Annotated in this window: 14 protein-coding genes; 4 read left to right on the forward strand and 10 right to left on the reverse strand. The window is 33.4% G+C overall.

Annotated elements, in window-relative coordinates:
* Positions 1-388: 388 nt before the first annotated feature.
* Positions 389-1,951 carry an autotransporter outer membrane beta-barrel domain-containing protein gene (locus tag CSUIS_RS07715; protein ID WP_086298389.1) on the reverse strand — a complete coding sequence of 521 codons (1,563 nt, stop codon included), beginning with the start codon at positions 1,949-1,951 and terminating at the stop codon, positions 389-391.
* A gap of 249 nt (positions 1,952-2,200) precedes the next feature.
* Here CSUIS_RS07715 and CSUIS_RS07720 point away from each other — a divergent pair, with 249 nt between their 5' ends.
* Genes CSUIS_RS07720 through CSUIS_RS07730 form a run of 3 tightly spaced genes read left to right on the forward strand, consistent with a single transcriptional unit; the run spans position 2,201 to position 5,923 of the window.
* Positions 2,201-3,376: a glutathionylspermidine synthase family protein gene (locus CSUIS_RS07720; RefSeq protein WP_086298391.1), complete on the forward strand. Its 1,176-nt coding sequence runs from the start codon at positions 2,201-2,203 to the stop codon at positions 3,374-3,376.
* On the forward strand, positions 3,373-3,918 hold the full coding sequence (locus tag CSUIS_RS07725) for a UbiX family flavin prenyltransferase (RefSeq protein WP_086298394.1): 546 nt from the start codon (positions 3,373-3,375) through the stop codon (positions 3,916-3,918). The genes CSUIS_RS07720 and CSUIS_RS07725 overlap by 4 nt, the downstream gene beginning before the upstream one ends.
* Positions 3,911-5,923, forward strand: coding sequence for a 6-hydroxymethylpterin diphosphokinase MptE-like protein (locus CSUIS_RS07730; protein ID WP_086298396.1), 2,013 nt, complete (start codon positions 3,911-3,913; stop codon positions 5,921-5,923). Before CSUIS_RS07725 ends, CSUIS_RS07730 begins: the two co-directional genes overlap by 8 nt.
* 14 nt (positions 5,924-5,937) lie before the next feature.
* Here CSUIS_RS07730 and CSUIS_RS07735 read toward each other — a convergent pair whose 3' ends face one another.
* Both CSUIS_RS07735 and wecB read right to left on the reverse strand, forming a co-directional pair.
* The gene (locus CSUIS_RS07735) at positions 5,938-7,587 is read right to left on the reverse strand and encodes a glycosyltransferase family 2 protein (protein WP_086298398.1); all 1,650 of its coding nucleotides are present in this window, start codon (positions 7,585-7,587) and stop codon (positions 5,938-5,940) included.
* Positions 7,577-8,710, reverse strand: coding sequence for a non-hydrolyzing UDP-N-acetylglucosamine 2-epimerase (gene wecB, locus CSUIS_RS07740; protein ID WP_086298401.1), 1,134 nt, complete (start codon positions 8,708-8,710; stop codon positions 7,577-7,579). Before wecB ends, CSUIS_RS07735 begins: the two co-directional genes overlap by 11 nt.
* Before the next feature lie 176 nt (positions 8,711-8,886).
* Here wecB and CSUIS_RS07745 point away from each other — a divergent pair, with 176 nt between their 5' ends.
* Positions 8,887-10,179 carry a glycosyltransferase family 8 protein gene (locus CSUIS_RS07745; RefSeq protein WP_086298404.1) on the forward strand — a complete coding sequence of 431 codons (1,293 nt, stop codon included), beginning with the start codon at positions 8,887-8,889 and terminating at the stop codon, positions 10,177-10,179.
* A gap of 46 nt (positions 10,180-10,225) precedes the next feature.
* Here the strand turns inward: CSUIS_RS07745 and CSUIS_RS07750 are convergent, their stop codons facing one another.
* The 7 genes from CSUIS_RS07750 to CSUIS_RS07780 all read right to left on the reverse strand — a co-directional run bounded on the left by CSUIS_RS07750 (position 10,226) and on the right by CSUIS_RS07780 (position 17,121).
* Entirely contained in the window at positions 10,226-11,413 is a 1,188-nt protein-coding gene (locus CSUIS_RS07750; RefSeq protein WP_086238046.1) for a CsgG/HfaB family protein, read from the reverse strand.
* A gap of 8 nt (positions 11,414-11,421) precedes the next feature.
* Positions 11,422-12,768 carry a DUF6844 domain-containing protein gene (locus CSUIS_RS07755; RefSeq protein ID WP_086298406.1) on the reverse strand — a complete coding sequence of 449 codons (1,347 nt, stop codon included), beginning with the start codon at positions 12,766-12,768 and terminating at the stop codon, positions 11,422-11,424.
* 59 nt (positions 12,769-12,827) lie between these two features.
* The gene (lpoB, locus tag CSUIS_RS07760) at positions 12,828-13,448 is read right to left on the reverse strand and encodes a penicillin-binding protein activator LpoB (RefSeq protein WP_086298408.1); all 621 of its coding nucleotides are present in this window, start codon (positions 13,446-13,448) and stop codon (positions 12,828-12,830) included.
* A gap of 1 nt (position 13,449) precedes the next feature.
* On the reverse strand, positions 13,450-13,833 hold the full coding sequence (locus tag CSUIS_RS07765) for a YcfL family putative periplasmic lipoprotein (protein WP_086238039.1): 384 nt from the start codon (positions 13,831-13,833) through the stop codon (positions 13,450-13,452).
* 2 nt (positions 13,834-13,835) lie between these two features.
* Positions 13,836-15,197, reverse strand: coding sequence for a COG3014 family protein (locus CSUIS_RS07770; protein WP_086298410.1), 1,362 nt, complete (start codon positions 15,195-15,197; stop codon positions 13,836-13,838).
* A 162-nt stretch (positions 15,198-15,359) separates the two neighbouring features.
* Positions 15,360-15,905 (reverse strand): metal-dependent hydrolase, encoded by a 546-nt coding sequence (locus CSUIS_RS07775; RefSeq protein ID WP_180381034.1) that lies wholly within the window; start codon positions 15,903-15,905, stop codon positions 15,360-15,362.
* Positions 15,883-17,121, reverse strand: a complete 1,239-nt coding sequence (locus CSUIS_RS07780; RefSeq protein WP_236860782.1) for an ArsB/NhaD family transporter — start codon at positions 17,119-17,121, stop codon at positions 15,883-15,885. Before CSUIS_RS07780 ends, CSUIS_RS07775 begins: the two co-directional genes overlap by 23 nt.
* Between the last annotated feature and the right edge of the window lie 21 nt (positions 17,122-17,142).

Below are 17,142 nucleotides of genomic sequence, written 5' to 3' on the forward strand. Positions count from 1 at the left end.
CTGCCAAAAAGCGTCCCCCTTCCCACTTAAAAAGAAAAAATTTCTTTGATATTCCAAATTTTCGCCAAAAACTCCTTCGAGTTTTTTGTTGCGAAAATTTTCTTTAAGGGACAGGGGAAACTATTTTTAACTTCGCAGTGGAGCAAAGCTCCACTTTGCGACAAGAAGCTACGCTCCCTTGACCCACCTGAAGCCCCACAAGTGGGGTACCCCATTTATGGGGACTTTAGTATTTGCTACTTTAGCACGGACTTCGTTCGTGCGTTAAAAGTAGGTAAAAATGGGTTTTCCCTATCCCTTAAAAATCAGAGCCCCTTCCCAGTTTGGCATTTTTATTTTATAAAAACTGAGCTATAGCTCAGTTTTCTTTTTATCTATTTATTTTAAATTAAAACTTATACTTAACCCCTAGTGTTCCATTATAGATTTTCTCATTATTTCTTAGTTTTGCTCCTATGTTGGCATTTATGCTAAATGAGTTATTTAGAGATACTTCAGCACCTAAGGTTGTGTTTATATAGGTGTGTTTTTTCTCATCAGCTTGACTTATTATACTATACTCATTTCCTACGAAATTTGCTACACTATCTGTGCCACTTTTGTATATATCTCTCTCAAGGGCTGGTTTGAAATAGAAGTAGCTATACTCATCATAGTATTTTCTAAGCTCAACTCCTAATTTAGCAGTGGCGTTTTTATTAGTTGTTTTATTATAGTGTAAGTTTATATCTCCACTCTCATTAAAATCTTTTGTTTTTATATAATTATAATTTAGTCCAATAAGTGGCTTTATAAATATATTATTAGTATCAAATACATATCCATACTCTAGCTCAATCCCAGCAAAATTAGTATCATAATCAGCTGTGTAGATACTATTTAATACATTCTTGCTATAATCACTCTTACTAATTCCATAGTAGATTTTACTATCTAGTTCTGAATTTCCAAAGAAGCTTTTTGAGTAGATACCAAGTTGGTAGTTATCACTACTATTTACTATATTATCTCCACTGCTTTTTGCTTTAGCATAGCTAAAGAATACTCCAACTATATCACTATCAAATGCATAATCATATCCAAATATAAAACCATATATCTTAGTATCTGGGCTATTTTTTAAATATGCTTTAGCTCCTAAGATATTAGCCCATAGATTATTATTAGTTTCAAATCTCTTTGTATAGTCTCTAATCATACAAGCTAAAGCCTCATCATCACAAGAGGCAAACTCTACCCCATCAAGGTTTTTTATAGCTGAGGCTAGAGCCATACTACTATTATTTGGATTTAATAAAGATATAACCCTAGCATCAAGAGCATTTTTACTTAAGCTTATTATAGAGTTTATATTTGTATTTAGCTTTAATGCTTCAAGGGAGTTTTGGATTGAGTTTTTCTCTAAAGATTGTAGTTCTTTGATGGCGGTGTTGAAGATTTCTTGGGCGAGTTCTACGGCAACTTTATAGCCACCACCATTATTACTATATTGACTAATATCTACTCCTAAATTTACATTTGGGTCTTCTATAAATTCTACTAATAAAAACTTACCCATTTGATAAGCATTTTTTCCATAAACCCAGTCATCACGATCGATAGGATTTTGGCGAGTATTTTGATAAGTTATCAAGGCCTCACCAAGAGCTTTTAAGTCAGAAAATTCTGGAGTTTTTGCTATCATATCTGCGTATTTATCGATTTGACTTTGGATTTGGCTGGCATCTAGATTAGGCAATTTATTAAACTCATTAATTTCATTAGTGCGTTGCTCTTGGGTTTTAGGCGTGCAAGTCAAACACACACCATTATTTACAAGCTCATAAAAGTCTTGTATATATTTATTAGAGTTTTTTGGGTCGTTGATAGGGTCATAAACCCAGTTAGCGTGTAGTGAGCCGCTTAAACCAAAGCTAATTATAGCCGCACTTGTAATTTTAGAAATTTTCATATTGCCTCCTTAAAATTGTAAATTTAAAGTGGGTATTATACCCCCCCCATTAATCTAAGCTTAAATTTTGATAAATTAGGTAAATTTAAATAAAAAATAAGTAAAATATTTGATTGTTGTTACAAATTGCCACACTTTTCAAGCTCCTTGTAATGAAAAAGACTATAATAAAATCATTGATAAAATATAGCTCAAATTTAATTTATTAAAATATAATAACCATTTAAATCAATTCATCAAAGGACAAAAGTGAAGCTAAAAAAGATTAAACCGCTTGATAATGGGTATTTAGAAAGCATTGGATTTGGCTGGCATACCGATCTAGATGGTAGCAAATATATCGCTGATGAGCTAGTAAGCATAACCCAAGATGAGGCCGAGAAATTCTATGAAGCGGCAAATGAGCTTTATGATATGTATGTGGCTGCGGCTGAGTATGTGATTGATAATGATCTATTTCATGAGCTTGGAATTCCATTTAATCTAGTTGATATTATTAAGGCTAGTTGGGAAAATGATGTTCACTGGCACATATATGGTAGATTTGATTTAGCTGGTGGGGTAGATGGCAAGCCTATTAAGCTTATTGAATTTAACGCTGATACGCCTACAAGTCTTTTTGAGACTGCGATTATCCAGTGGGCGATGCTGAAATTTAATAATCTTAATGAAGCTAAGCAATTTAATGATTTGTATGAGGCTTTGGTGGAGAACTTCAAACGCTTAGTAACCCTTGAGGAGGATACTAGTAGATTTGATGAGTATTATGAAGGGTGGAAAATCCTATTTAGCTCTATTGCTGGTAGTAATGAAGATGAGAATACCACAAGATTGCTTGAAGCTGCTGCTAGGGACGCTGGGTTTATATGCGATTTTGCCTTTGTAGATGAAGTGGGCTTTGATGATGAAGGGGGGATATTTTGGAATGAGAAAAACTGGGAGTATTGGTTTAAGCTTATTCCATGGGAGATGATAGCCATAGATGAGAGCGATCTGGCTCTAATAATTAAAAACATAATGAATAATCAAAAGGCCATAATCTTAAATCCAGCTTATACTCTACTATTTCAAAGCAAGGGGATTATGAAAATTTTATGGGATTTATATCCTAATCATCCGCTTTTACTAGAGAGTAGCTACCAGCCATTAAGTGGCAAAAAACAGGTCAAAAAGCCGTTTTTAGCAAGAGAAGGGGCAAATGTATCTATCATAAATAGCGATGGCAGTATAGAGACTCAAAATGGCGGCGAGTATGATAATGGCAAATTTTTATATCAAGAGTTTGCTAATTTTGCTAAAGATGATAATGGCGATAGCTATCAAGCGGGGGTATTTTTCGCTTTTGAGGGGTGCGCTTTGGGCTTTAGAAAAGGCAAGGATATTATAGATAATTACTCTAAATTTGTAGGCCATATAATAGAGTGAAGCTAATAGTCGCAATAAGTGGAGCTAGTGGAGCTCATCTTGGGATTAAACTAGCTAATACCACGCTAGATTTAGGCATAGATACCAGCGTGATAATCACTCCAAATGCTAAGCTATCAATGCAAAAAGAGAATTTAAGCCTTGATATTAATGAGAAAATTCAAATTTATGATAATAGCGATATATCCGCACCCCCAGCTAGTGGCTCAGCTATGTATGATGCGATGATAGTCGCACCTTGCTCTATTAATACTTTAGCTAAAATTAGCTGTGGGATAAGCGATAATTTGCTATTAAGGGCTGCTGCGGTGATGATAAAGGAGCGTAGAAATTTGATTTTAGGGGTGCGTGAGTCGCCACTTAGTGCTATATCCTTGCGTCAGATGGCAGATCTTGCTAGTATGGGGGTTGGGATAGTGCCACCGATTTTGGGATATTATACTCAGCCTAGCAGTGTTAGCCAGATTGAGAATTTCATAATAGCAAAATGGCTAGATAGCCTAAATATCAAACACAACCTAATAAGGCGATGGAATGGATAATGTATTTAATAAAAATTATAATCACCAAGTAGATCCCCAATCAGTCAAGGAACTACACCAAGCAATAGATCAAGATATTAAAGCAAATGGCGGTGCGAGTGCTTTTATACACAATATTATCGCTCTTTGCTCTATTAACTTCATCTTAGCCAAGGCTATTTATGATCTAAAAAGCAATAGTAAATTTGATGTATTTGCCGGTAAAGGCTTGCTAGATATAAATATCATCAATACCCACACAAAAGAGCCTATATATAGCGGTTTGCCAGCAAAGCACACAAACGATATGCTAAATAAATTTAAAAGAGATTACGCCCTTTATCCATCGCTATTTTTCTATGGACTTGGTAATGGCAACTTCTATAAAGCTCTACTGGAAAATAAAAATCATAAGAAAATTGTAGTATTTGAGCCTGAAATTGAGATATTTTTCATCGCTTTTCATCTAAATGATTTTAGCAAACATATGCGTGAAAATAGATTTATCCCATTTTGCGTTAGCTACTTAAATGATGCGTATTTGCATATAATTTGCAATCAAAAAGAGATTAAATATAATGCTAGAAACTATGGCTTTCACATATATAATGAGTATTATGAGAAAAATTATAAAGATAGTGCTAATAGTCTAAATAAACATCTATTAAATATCTTGCTTTTAAATATCAAAGCCGCTGGAAATTCTGCTGAAGATACCCTTATAGGAATGAAGCATGTGGTGGAGAATATGCCTAAATTTTACGCTAATTATAGCTTAAAGGATATTTTAAATTTAAACTCAAATCATAATAAAACCGCCATCATCGTCTCAACTGGCCCAAGCCTAACTAAGCAGCTTGAAATATTAAGGCAGGTATCGCCATATGCGATTTTAATCGCAGCTGATGCGTCATATCCGATTTTAAAACTACATGATATAAGACCGGATTTTGTAACTACGATGGAGAGAATAGAGCTTAGTGGGGCGTTTTTTGATAGTAAGGTAAGTGAGTTTGATAGCGATATAACCTTTATTGCTAGCTCACTCATTCACCCAAATACAATTAAGCTTTTAGATGGTAGAAATGTAGCCTTCGCCCATAAACCTTTGAAATTTGAAGAGGGCTTAGATGAAGATAAGAAAAACTATATGTGTAAAGGACCAAGCACGGCTCATTTTGCCTTTGATCTAGCTGTGGAGCTAGGGTGTAAGCAGATAATATTTATCGGTCAAGACCTAGCTATGGCAGATGATGGCACCACTCATGCCAGGGGAATGGTCTTTGGTGAGACTTCGCCTACTATTGCTTCTAAAGAGTATGAGCCAAATATAACCACCGCCTTAGGCTATGGCGGTAAAACGCAGGTTAGATCTATCAAGCTTTGGGATATGTTTAGAGAGTATTTTGAGGCGATGATAGATGCGATTAGCTCATATAGCGATGTGAAAATTTATAACGCTACCGAGGGTGGCTCTAGGATTAAAGGGACGATAGAGGCGCCATTTAGTCAGCTAGCAGGAGAGATTATAGGTGGCGGGGTAAAAAAGAATTTGATAAAGCCAGAGCCGATTTTACCACAAATAAGCCAAAACAAATTAAAAACTCAAAGAGAGCTAATAGAGAATTTTATAAAAGTTGGCAAGGATAAACAAGAGCTAATCAAGGAGCTATTTAAGCGAATTAGCAAGTTAGTAGAAGCGGCAAATGCGGATTTGTCAAATGGCAAGGAGCCTAGATATGCGAAATTCTATGAGTTAAAAGAGCGAATAGATAGGCTAAAGGCGAATTTAGATAGCGATAAGATCTTTGATAGCGTGTATATGAGTGCGGCGTATAACTTTTGTTTGCACCAAGAGCTTGAGTTTGCTACTTTGATGGTGCGTCCTGAGAGCGGTAAAAGCGACCGTGATAAGAAAATCTTTGAGTATGTCAAACAGCATGGATACTACTTTTTTAGCTTAGCTGGACTAGTACAAACCACGATCGATACGCTACAAAACGCATTAGATGGGTGGAGTGAGTAACTATATATTGTATTTTACACTCTTTTGATTTTAAATCGCATACCTAATATATTAATTATTTTATATATTTTATATTGTGAATTTTTTACTGATAATACCTTTTCCATTGGCTTTAATTTTTTTGCATAATTACGAATATGATATTTATCAAGATTTTTTCTTAAATTAGAGATATAATTTTTATCAGTTTGACTAATTGAAACAAACCCATCTTTTATAATCTCTTTCATAACCAAATTCATTTTAGATATATTATTAGCATTTACAGAAATTGCATTAGAATCTACGCCTAAAGTTACTGCATATTTACTTAAAGAACCCCATAATTCTTGATCATCATACGAATGAGGTGGCACAAAAGTTTCTATACCTTTTTGTTTTAATTTGTGAGATAAAGCTATATCCTCTCCAACAACCTTAAAATTTTGAAATGTATCAGTATTTTCAAACATATAATCTAGCCACTGGGTTTTTAAAAACCAACTATGACCAACAAAATCAACTTTAGCAGTATAATTTAAATTACCATCCCAACCAATTCTAAAATAATCTTTATTACATTTATTTGGATAGTTTTCTGGATTAACCAGCACAATACCTATTGTCCCATATAGACCTTCTTGGATACACATTTGTGTTAAACAATTTTCTAACCACTTAGCTCCAGGTATAGTATCATCATCAAAAATACAAACATATTGCGACTTTACTTGTTTTCTGGCAAAATCAAATCTTTTCCAAACGCCATAATTTTGATCACAAATTTCAACAATATCAAATTCTTTTAACAAATCATCATTAAAATGAATTTTATAATCTTGCGCTATTCCATCTTGAAATAACAATATCTCTTTTGGTTTTATACTTTGTTTTTTTATAGCATCTAGTTGAATGCGTAAATTTTGCGGCTTTTTATAAGCAGTTAAAACGACACTAACATCAACATCATAATCTTTTAGCATAACGCAATTTTGTTTGGCATAATTGCTATTTTCATCCATGTAAGATCTCGTATTTTTTTGATGTATAAAGTTATCAATACAACTACCAAAATCTATATAGCAATTATTTTTATTATTTTCATATAATTTGGCTATGATGGCTTCAGACATAGGTCCAGCTGATACAATATATAAAATATTATCTTGATTGCCAAAATCTTTTTTAATTTGCTCGATCATCTCATACCCTTTATTATTCCAAAAAGATATACAATCATCGCCTACTTCATAATGCTTTAAAATATTTAAATTTCCTATTTTTTTATTTTTTGCTCTATAATTGGCAATTAAGATAGCGTCTCTTGTTAGGGTAGCAAATTTATCTTTAAATCTTTTATAATTTGCATTAACCCAAAGATTGGCAAAGGTGATATTTTTATTTTTTATTTTGCTTAAATACCATACATAGGCAGCAGGATCGCAACATGGACATGATATTCCATAAAAAATATTATCATCATCTAATTCTAATGTTGATAACAAATCTTTTCCCAATTTAGATATATAATTTGGCGATTTCCAGCCCTCTATTGCTTTAACGATTTTACCACACATAATAGCGCGTTCTCCATCGCCATATCGTAATAGAGCAAAATTTTGTCCATTTTCAATTTTTGACCATATTCTATCAAATTCTTTATCTAAATATATTTTATCTTGCATAATATTCTTTCAAATTTAGAAATTTTCTTACATATTTTTCAATTCGTTGGCTTGCCATCCCATCACCATATGGATTGATCCCATCTATTTTTTGATTATTTTTTAAGGCAACAAAAGACTCTTTTATTATTAAATCATAATCAGCTCCAACAAGTTTAGCAAAACCAAATTCAACACCTTCTTTTCTTTCTGTTTCATATCGTAAAACAAGCAGTGGAACTCTAAAACTAGGAGCTTCTTCTTGAATACCTCCACTGTCAGTTAAAATTAATTTTGAATTTTTCATAATTAATACTAAATTTGGATAATCCAAAGCATCACATAAATATATATTTTTTTGTTTATATAACTTATTTTTTATTTTTTCTCTTACATTTGGATTAGGATGAATAGGTATTATAAATTTATGCTTTTGAAATTTAGATGCGATATAGCTAATAGCATTTAAAATATGTTCTAAACGATCCCCATGATTCTCTCTTCTGTGAATTGTTACTAACACAATATCATCGTTGTTTAAATCAATGCCAAAATCATTCCAAAAATTTTTAGCTTTATTTATAATTTCTTGTTCTAACAAAAATAGCGCATCAATACTTGTATTGCCAACTTCATAAATAGATGATTTGTGTGTCAAATTCTCATTTTGCAAATACTTTACAGATAATTTCGTTGGAGCAAAATGAATATTGGCGATCCTTGCTATCATTTGTCTTAAAGCTTCTTCTGGAAATGGTTCAAACAAATTGTAGCTTCTTAATCCAGCTTCTATATGACAAATTGGAACTTTAAAATAATAAGCACTTAAAGCACCACAAAATGCACTCATAGTATCACCTTGAACAAATGCTAAATTAATTGCGTTATTTAAAAATATCTCTTCTAACTTTGCTTGTAATATAGATTGTAATGAACTTAAACTTTGATTTTCTCTCATTACATTTAAACTAATGGTTGGGGTAATACCAAAAAATTTTAAAGTTTGATTTGATAATTCTTTTTGTTGTTCTGTGTTTATGACTAATACATTATAACACATTGGATATTTTTTAAATTCCAAAATTACTGGAGCCATTTTAATAACTTCTGGTCGAGTTCCAAAAATAAAAGCTATGTTTATCATTATATAAAAACTATTCCTTATTTTTTATTTTATTAAAAACAGCTCTATCCACTGCTTCATTATAACTTCTTTGCTAAATTTATTTTAGTTGTATCTTTAAATCATTCAAGATAAATCCCCATTTAAACTACAAACCATACCATATTTGGCTATAATTATACCAAAAAAGGTTAAAAATGTTTCACATTATATTTAGTGCTGATGAAAATTATATCAAATATACTGCCGTGCTAATAAATAGTATAATCAAAAATACAAATCTAAATTTAAGCTTTAAAGATATATGCCAAAATGGCGGATTTCACGCACCAAAAGATAGCTCATTTAGTAGCTATACAAATCTAAATTTCAATGATTTAAGCCAAGAGGAAAGGGCTGAAGGCTATATATTTCATATCTTAAGCGATAAAATTTCAACCACCACGCAATATAAATTAAAAGCCTTAGAAAGTAGGCTTAATCAAATCTACCCTTGCTTAATTCTTACGCATATTATAGATGAAAGTAAATTTTCTAGCTTTCCTGCCTCTGGTGCAGCGCACACCAATCTCTTGCCATATTACCGCTTAAAGCTAGATGAGTATTTAGACCATAGCGTTAAAAAGTGCTTATATCTAGATTCTGATATGCTCTGTCTTTGCGATTTAAGGGAGCTTTTTGCTATTGATTTAAAAGATAATATATTAGCCGCAGTTAATGATCCAGGCACCAAAAAACGCAAGATTAAATTTAAAAATAATAACAAAATAATTACGCATAAATTTACAAATGATTACTTTAATTCTGGATTTTTACTCATCAACGCCAAGGCTTATAGGGATAACCAAATAGAGCAAAAATGCCAAATGATCGCTCAAAATGCCATCTATATCAAAGCAGCCGACCAAGACCTACTAAATGCCACAATCACGCAAGATAAGCTATTAAAGCTACCTATTGCTTATAACTTTTCATCTATTAGCTTTTGCTTTGCCATTTGTAAAGATGAGCAAAACCACCGCCTAAACTGCACAAGAATGGAATTTATGCAAAGCTATAAAAATCCGAAAATCATCCACTATGGAGAAAAGCCGTGGAGATTCTTGCAAAGCTACACCGATAGCCAAAATAGAAATATAAATGAAATTTGGTGGGAGTATGCTAGTGATACTTTGGAGTTTAAAGATGAGCTTTTAGAGATAAAAAAGGCTATAAAAGAGTATAAAATTTTTGCGGCTTTAGGTGGTGAGATTTTACGAGTTGGTGGTGGAATTTACGGCTATTTTGCCATTAAAAAGCTTATAAATAATCCACAAAATGATCTAAATCTAAATAGCGAAATTCCAGATGATATTTTTGGGCTTTGCTGTATTTTAGGCGAGATGATTATCTATGCTAGAAGGCATAAAAAGGGCGCTTTGAGCGTTTTGTTAAAAGCACATAAAATGAAAAATATATTTAAAAAATATAACACAAAAAATTTTTTATAACCTAAATTTATAAAGTTGCAAATATAAATTCGCAACTTTATATAGCTTAAAAGCCTAAATTCACTCCACCATCTTCGCTAAGCTCATAGTTAGCATCACGACCTTGATTATAGCCCAAGCCACTGCCTAAGGGACGACAAATAAAGCCCTCTTTCATTTGTCCTTCTATGATTTTAGCGTAGCTTAGCTTTGACTCAGCCCTAGTAATCTCAACTTCGCCAACCCTACTCTCTACTCTCATATCGCTTGTGCTTTGCTTAGTGTAGCTATCTTTTAGGGCTTTTCCTTGAGAAAAGCACTCAAAGCGTTCGCCGACATTTAAATTTTGTGTAAATACCACATCTTTCCCATTTACACTAGCGATTTTTAGGGGATAAATCGCATTTAAAATATCGCTTGTGATTTTATCGGCAATTTTTTTGTAGGCTGTTTCATTTGATTTTAAATCATCTCCTACGCTTAGACTCATCGCTAAAGTGTTGCTATATTTAATCTCTCTTGTAGCAAATAAAATCACTTGATAATCCACCACCAATTCTGATTTTGTGATATTTTTGCCTGTGAGATTATTTTGTTTTGAGCTGGTTTTAGCAGATTTTACATCAAAAATCATAAGATAATCACTACCGATCACATTTTTAAGCTTATATATTTCATCGCTATTAGCATTGCTACTTTTAATCAAAGCCTTTTCCATCTCATAGTATCCACCATTATCTCTATCTAGGATATTAAATTTTCTTGACTTAGTTAGATTTGTGATTATATGGCTTTTTAGATTTTCACCAAGTGCTCTAAGATCTGTAGAAGTAGCGTTAAATACCACTAGACTTCTTCTTTGCTTATTATCTAGCCCTGGTGCTTTATAGCTTTTGGTTGTTTTTGAGTTTTTTATCTCTACTACTGCTACCCATTTGCCTGTGCTATCTTGATTAGCACTGATAATCTCATAGCTATCAACTCTACCTTTTGTGGCTTTATTTATATGCTCGTTGTATATATCTGTTAAATTTGAGCCTTTATCGCTAGTTATGGCTGTGGTTTGAGTTAGCTTAACTGAGTTTATATCTACGCCTTTAATCTTGCCTAAAGCCTCGATAATAGCGTTATTTATAGCCTCTTGCCTTGTTAATCCATATCCTTCGCCAATAGCTGTTTTGGTGCTAGTGTGAGTTATAACCTCAGCATTTAAAAAACAAGTCAAAAAAGCAAATATAAATAGATATTTTTTCATATCAGCTCCTAAAAATCATCTATCGTATTTACCACTTTTGAGCTCCTTTGAGTAGCCTTAGCTAGTTGGGTAGAAGTTGAAGTAGCGGTTGAGTTCTTTTTATCTGATACGGCATTTGTAACATTTAGATAGTTAGCATATGAGTAGTATCTAACGACCCCTACATACTCCACGCCATTTTCATCGGTATAATCCCATCTTTTTAGCGTCCTAATTCCACGGATATTACCTGAAGATTTTGTTTGTATAGTTTGAGAAACTCTATCTATTATATTCTCTAGTGCTTCTTCTTGGATTTGAATATCGTTTGATAGAAGATTTCTTGTCTCTTTTATATTTTGATTTAGAGCTTCGCCAGTTTCCCTCTCATCAGCAAACGATACACTAGTGCTTATAAACTCAATTATCCCAGCATCAGCTTGTGATGAGGCTGAGTCTTTGGCTATACTCTCTTGTCTATCTGCTATTTTGCTATTAGCATCAGGTAAATAACCCCAATTTCCATAACTTAAAATAATAGGAGCACCATTTTCATCATATACAAGTCTAATTCCATACTCTTGTATAAAACCAGCTTTTTGTTTTGGTAGATACTCTACTACTGGTTTGCCACCTTTTGCTTTTATGATCCAAGGGGTTCTATTTTTCATATCTTTTGCTATTTGTCTGGTTTTTTCGCTCATCACAGCGATAACACCTATTTTATAATTACCCCTTTTTGTCTGCGTTATAACCGTTTTTACCGGCACAAGACCGCTCATATTGCCAAAAGCTTTTATAACTGTTTTTTTAGTAAATTCATCCTTTAAAAGCTCTTTTTTTCGCTCTTCTTGTAATCCTTGTGTCTCTACGCCTAGCTCATTTAAGGCCTTATCGACTTGTGCGCTTGCTAGTTGTGTTAGCTTGCCTAAAATTTGAGAGATGGTGCCACCTTTTGGCAACTCTTCGAATTCTCTAGCATTGTCTGATTGGTCTGTTTTGTATCTATTTATACTGCTTGTAGCTATTCTACCAAAGGCATCTTTTATAAATTCGCCTTGTAGTTTTAGCATAGCTCTATTATAAGCATTTTGTAAAGACCTAGCGAAATTTTTATCAGTAGGCTTTAGCATTACTTCGCTACTTCCAGTGTAAAATGTCTTGCCATCTTTTGTGATACCATACTCTATGCCAAATTCATCTTTAAACTCATCAAAAAAATCATCCACACTTTTTGGCGTTATATCTTGGGTGCTAGCGTCGCTTATTTTATTTTGAATATCCACATCGGCTTGAGTTATCTCATTAGCTACCTTATCTTCCATCCCAAAAGCAAGAGAGGCAAAAACCGCCATTGATAAGAGTATTTTTTTCATTATAAATATCCTTTAACTAAAGTAAATTTAAGTTTTAAATCCTAAATTTCAATCAAATTTCACCAGCTTACGCTATCATTTGATCCAGATTTATTTATTGTTTTCTCATCTTCCCAATATACTAGACCTGAGTTTAAATCAGTCAATCCTAGTAAGAATAGATACTCCACCTTTATTTTGCCATTGCTTAGCTTGATATTGTCTTGACGAATTTTACCAAATAAAGAAAAATCAGGAGAGACTAGAGTGCCCTTTTTGGCTATTGTTTTTTGGTTAAACTCATCATTATCCCTCAGACCCCTAACATCTTCACTCATAGAGTCCAAAGCCCCACCAGAAGCCACGGCAGAGGTTAATATAAATTTGCCCGATCTTCTCATAGCTTGAGTTATCTTTCTAGTTAGTTTTTCTGTATCTAGTCTAAGTGCGGTATCATTAACGATACGCCCCATTGCTACAACCTTTCTTACGCCTGGCTTTTGATTTACAAAGGCTGGATCGCTAAGTAAGCTATTTATCATACTCTCAGCTGCTAGCTCAAAATCCTCATTGCTTAATCCAAGCGTGATTGTATCTCCTTGATTGATTTTACCACTATTGTCTGTATAAAATGGCTGTTTTGTACAGCCACTAAGCAACAAAGTTGCCACCACAACGCTAATTAAAGCAAATTTTCTCATCTTATAACCCCTTTGTAGTTAGATAAATTTTAAAACTCTTAGCTCTTTTATCTTGAGCTACTTTGCTTATGGAAATTTGGCGATAAGCATTAAGTCGTAATACCTTATAGCTCTCATCAATTGAATTTCTTAGCTCAAATCCACTCTCATCTAGCCAAGCCACTCTATAAGCCAAATCCATATCTTTAGTGCTTTTTAATATGATTTGAAACTCCAATAATCCAAGCTCATTAAATCGTTGATTTATATCTTGGATTATATCTTTATCTATGGCTTCTAAGCTTACTAAATTTGAGCTATAGCCTTGATTTTCCAATCTTATGTCGCTATTTCCAGCACAGCCAAAAAGCATAGCACAAACCAAAAACATTGCTATTTTTTTCATTTTTACCTCTGTATTATAATGGATTTTATCATATCTTTATCTGTTGAGCGTAGCCATATCAAAGCATCTTTTGTCCTATCTATTTTAGCGGTATCTATAACCTTACCACTACTATCTTTAATAGTATATGAGCCGCTATTTTCTACCATAGCGATACTTGCTATTTTAGGTAGTGTTTGCCATGACCTAGTATCTGCTTTATTTGTAGCTGATACTAAAAGGCTTGTAGCTAAAGATGCTACACCACCAACCTCGCTTGCTACAACACCGCTAGCTGTGGATTTAGCTACCATTGATAGTATGGATTTAGTAACTATCCAAGGGAGTTCTATTTTAAATTCAGTAGCAAAAATATTATCAAAATTGCTAATTTGAGTTGCTTTAATCCCATTTATGCTTATATCTTTATAGCTAAACTCACGCTTTTTAAGCGTTGGCAAGGATAAGTTCAAAGTCGCAACCCCATCGCCAATCATATATGGAATATTTATAGTAAATTCATCTTTTATAGTCCCAAGACCATCTTCATAGGCTAAAAATATATATCTTTTGCCACTATCTTTTATGCTTTTGGCTCTATTTTGTAATCTCTTATTTATAGTTGATACTAATCTATTTTTAGGATTAGCTATAGCTATTTCACGGAATTTATCTGCTGAGTTTTTATAATCCTTATCTAAATAAAAAAACACAGAAGCTGCGTAGGTAGCATATGGATTAATGAATACTTCGCTAGTTTTAAACTCTTTAAAAAGCCCAGAATATTCATCATATACTAATTTAGTATTTTTTAAATTCTCCTTATAATTTGGATCATTTTTTCTATTTTTAGCTAGTTCATCTTTAGCGGCTTTGATTTGTGGGGCGAAATAGTCTTTAGCTCTATCTTGGCGGATTAAGGCACGATTAAACTCCACTCTAGCACTCTCAAAGTCATTTAAACTCATAAAATTAAGCCCCTTATAGACATTTACCATTATTCTTTCATACAAATTCCCATCATAATCAGTAAATGTATCATTTAAAAGCACTCCAACAAGATTTTTAAGAGCCTTATTACCAGCACTCTCTAAATCCACATCATACTTATACCTATCTTCTGCAATATCTAAAAGCTCATTGCTAAGTGCGAAATTTTGGCAAATTCTTGCGATAGAACCTGCGTTTATAGCTGTATAAATCGGATCTTTTCCATCCTTTGCTCTTTGTAGCTCACTATCAAAATAGCTTTGCTCTAAGCAATCTAGTGAGCTAAATTTATTTGTATAATCAGCCGGTTTCATAGCTATGGATAACGCATTAGGCACAGCACAACCACTAAATCCAAGCACAATTGCTAAAAATAAGATAGCAAATTTTGCCATATTTTAACTATCCTTTTAATATTTTTTCTTAAAAGTATATTTTTACAAAGCAAATCAATGGTAAATTATGTATTAAATTTATATTAATTAATTATATTACTTTTGTTATATTTTTATAGATTAAGTATTTAATTAAATAGCACTACAACTATATAAATTCCATTAAACTAAATTTAAAATCTTAATAATATTAGCCATATCAATATCAAATCCCAAAACCATAGCCCCAAGCACTCCATCAACCATCAAAACACTAGGCAAAACCAGAGTTAATTCAAGCTTTGAGCCAGTTTTGATGGCGTAGTTTTTAGGCAAAATTCTAGCTACAAATTTCCTTTTAAAAGGGTAAAAATATCCATAAATTCCACTCGGCGTTAGCATATCCCCTAAATGATGGATAATCATTCCAAAGCCTATAGCTCCAAGTGCCAAATAGCCAAAAATAGCCCACGCTACAAACAGCAAAACTGGAATAAAAAGAAAATGAGTAGGACCTCGGTGGGTAAAAAATGTCGCCGTTACCCTAGAAATTAGCGGAAATTTACGCGAAATAAAACTCCTAGGCTCATCAATATCAGGCAATACAGAGCCTAGTAAAATCAGTCCAAAAATATAGATATTTTCAGCTCTATCCACAGCCCCCACAAAACAAATCGCCCCCAAAGCCCCAAGTGCAAGATGAGTTTTAAATGTCAAGCTTCTCTCCAATCCATAGCCCACAAACCGCAGCTATAAGCACACCAAAACTAAATATAAATGATAGCTTAAAATAATCTAAAAGTTTGATATTTACTCCACGCGATTTTAAACTAACAAGCCATAAAAGTGTCGCTAAAGAGCCAATGGGAGTGAGCTTAGAGCCGATATTGCACCCTAAAAGATGGGAATACACAAGCCCCACATCCGCCCCAAAATCCCTAAGTGCCAAATCCCCTAGCATAACCATAGGAAGATTATTTATAAGCGCTGAGCCAATACTAGATCCAACTGCTATGCCAAGCATAGAGGTAAATCTATCCAAATTTACAAGAGTATGGATATTTAAGCGTAAAAACTCTAAAATTCCAGCCATTCCCACGCCATAAACCATCACAAAAAGCCCAATGCTAAAAATCACTACCCCAAATGGAGCCTTGCTAAAAAGCTCGAATTTACCACTCTTTTGCATCATTATAGCAATCACCGCTACAATCAATATAAATCCACTAATAGGCAGCCCCATCGCCCCAAAAATCGCACTCCCAAAAGGCAAAGAAATCAATAACCCAAAAGTGATTATAAAATCAAATTTACCCATTTGCCTACTTGGTAAATGAAACTTTAAAACCTTAGGTAACTTCCTAATCAAAATAGCCCAAAATATCACACACGCAGCTATAAAAGCAAAGCATTGAGCCAAAATCATAGAGCCAAAATACTCACCAAAAGAGATATTAAAAAGCTTAGCGGTGATGATATTTGTAAGGTTTGAGATGATTAAGCCATTTGAGCCAAAATCGCTTAAAAATCCAAAAAATATTAAAAATGCCACCAAAGGAGAGTTAAATTCTTGATTTGTCTTAGAAAATATAGCAAACATCAGTGGTGTAAGCACCAAAATCGCCCCATCATTTGCTAAAAATGTAGCCACAAACAGCCCAAAAACCATCATAATAGCAAAAAATTTAAGCGTATTAATCCTATAACCATCACTATATCTAGCACAAGATAGTATAATCTTACTAGCTAAGGTATCAAAAAAGCCCATCTTTTCTAACGCCATAGCGATGATAATAAGCCCTACTAATACAAAAGTAGAGTCCCACACCATCGCTAGGACCTTCAAAGCATCTGCTAAAGTAATCACGCCAAATATCAGCGTAGCAAATCCCCCAAGAGCCGCACTAGCCCACACAGGCACGCTAAACGCTCTAGTGTAGATCATAAGCATAGAAATAGTAAAGAT

The sequence above is a fragment of the Campylobacter porcelli genome (assembly GCF_002139855.1).
GTDB lineage: Bacteria > Campylobacterota > Campylobacteria > Campylobacterales > Campylobacteraceae > Campylobacter > Campylobacter porcelli.

Bases quoted from the DNA above. Each gene is read 5' to 3' on its own strand.
- CSUIS_RS07730 (WP_086298396.1), top strand. From the start codon at position 3,911: ATGGATAATGTATTTAATAAAAATTATAATCACCAAGTAGATCCCCAA.
- wecB (WP_086298401.1), bottom strand. From the start codon at position 8,710: ATGATAAACATAGCTTTTATTTTTGGAACTCGACCAGAAGTTATTAAA.
- CSUIS_RS07765 (WP_086238039.1), bottom strand. From the start codon at position 13,833: ATGAAAAAAATAGCAATGTTTTTGGTTTGTGCTATGCTTTTTGGCTGT.
- CSUIS_RS07745 (WP_086298404.1), top strand. From the start codon at position 8,887: ATGTTTCACATTATATTTAGTGCTGATGAAAATTATATCAAATATACT.
- CSUIS_RS07780 (WP_236860782.1), bottom strand. From the start codon at position 17,121: ATGATCTACACTAGAGCGTTTAGCGTGCCTGTGTGGGCTAGTGCGGCT.
- CSUIS_RS07770 (WP_086298410.1), bottom strand. From the start codon at position 15,197: ATGGCAAAATTTGCTATCTTATTTTTAGCAATTGTGCTTGGATTTAGT.
- CSUIS_RS07750 (WP_086238046.1), bottom strand. From the start codon at position 11,413: ATGAAAAAATATCTATTTATATTTGCTTTTTTGACTTGTTTTTTAAAT.
- CSUIS_RS07755 (WP_086298406.1), bottom strand. From the start codon at position 12,768: ATGAAAAAAATACTCTTATCAATGGCGGTTTTTGCCTCTCTTGCTTTT.
- CSUIS_RS07715 (WP_086298389.1), bottom strand. From the start codon at position 1,951: ATGAAAATTTCTAAAATTACAAGTGCGGCTATAATTAGCTTTGGTTTA.
- CSUIS_RS07735 (WP_086298398.1), bottom strand. From the start codon at position 7,587: ATGCAAGATAAAATATATTTAGATAAAGAATTTGATAGAATATGGTCA.
- lpoB (WP_086298408.1), bottom strand. From the start codon at position 13,448: ATGAGAAAATTTGCTTTAATTAGCGTTGTGGTGGCAACTTTGTTGCTT.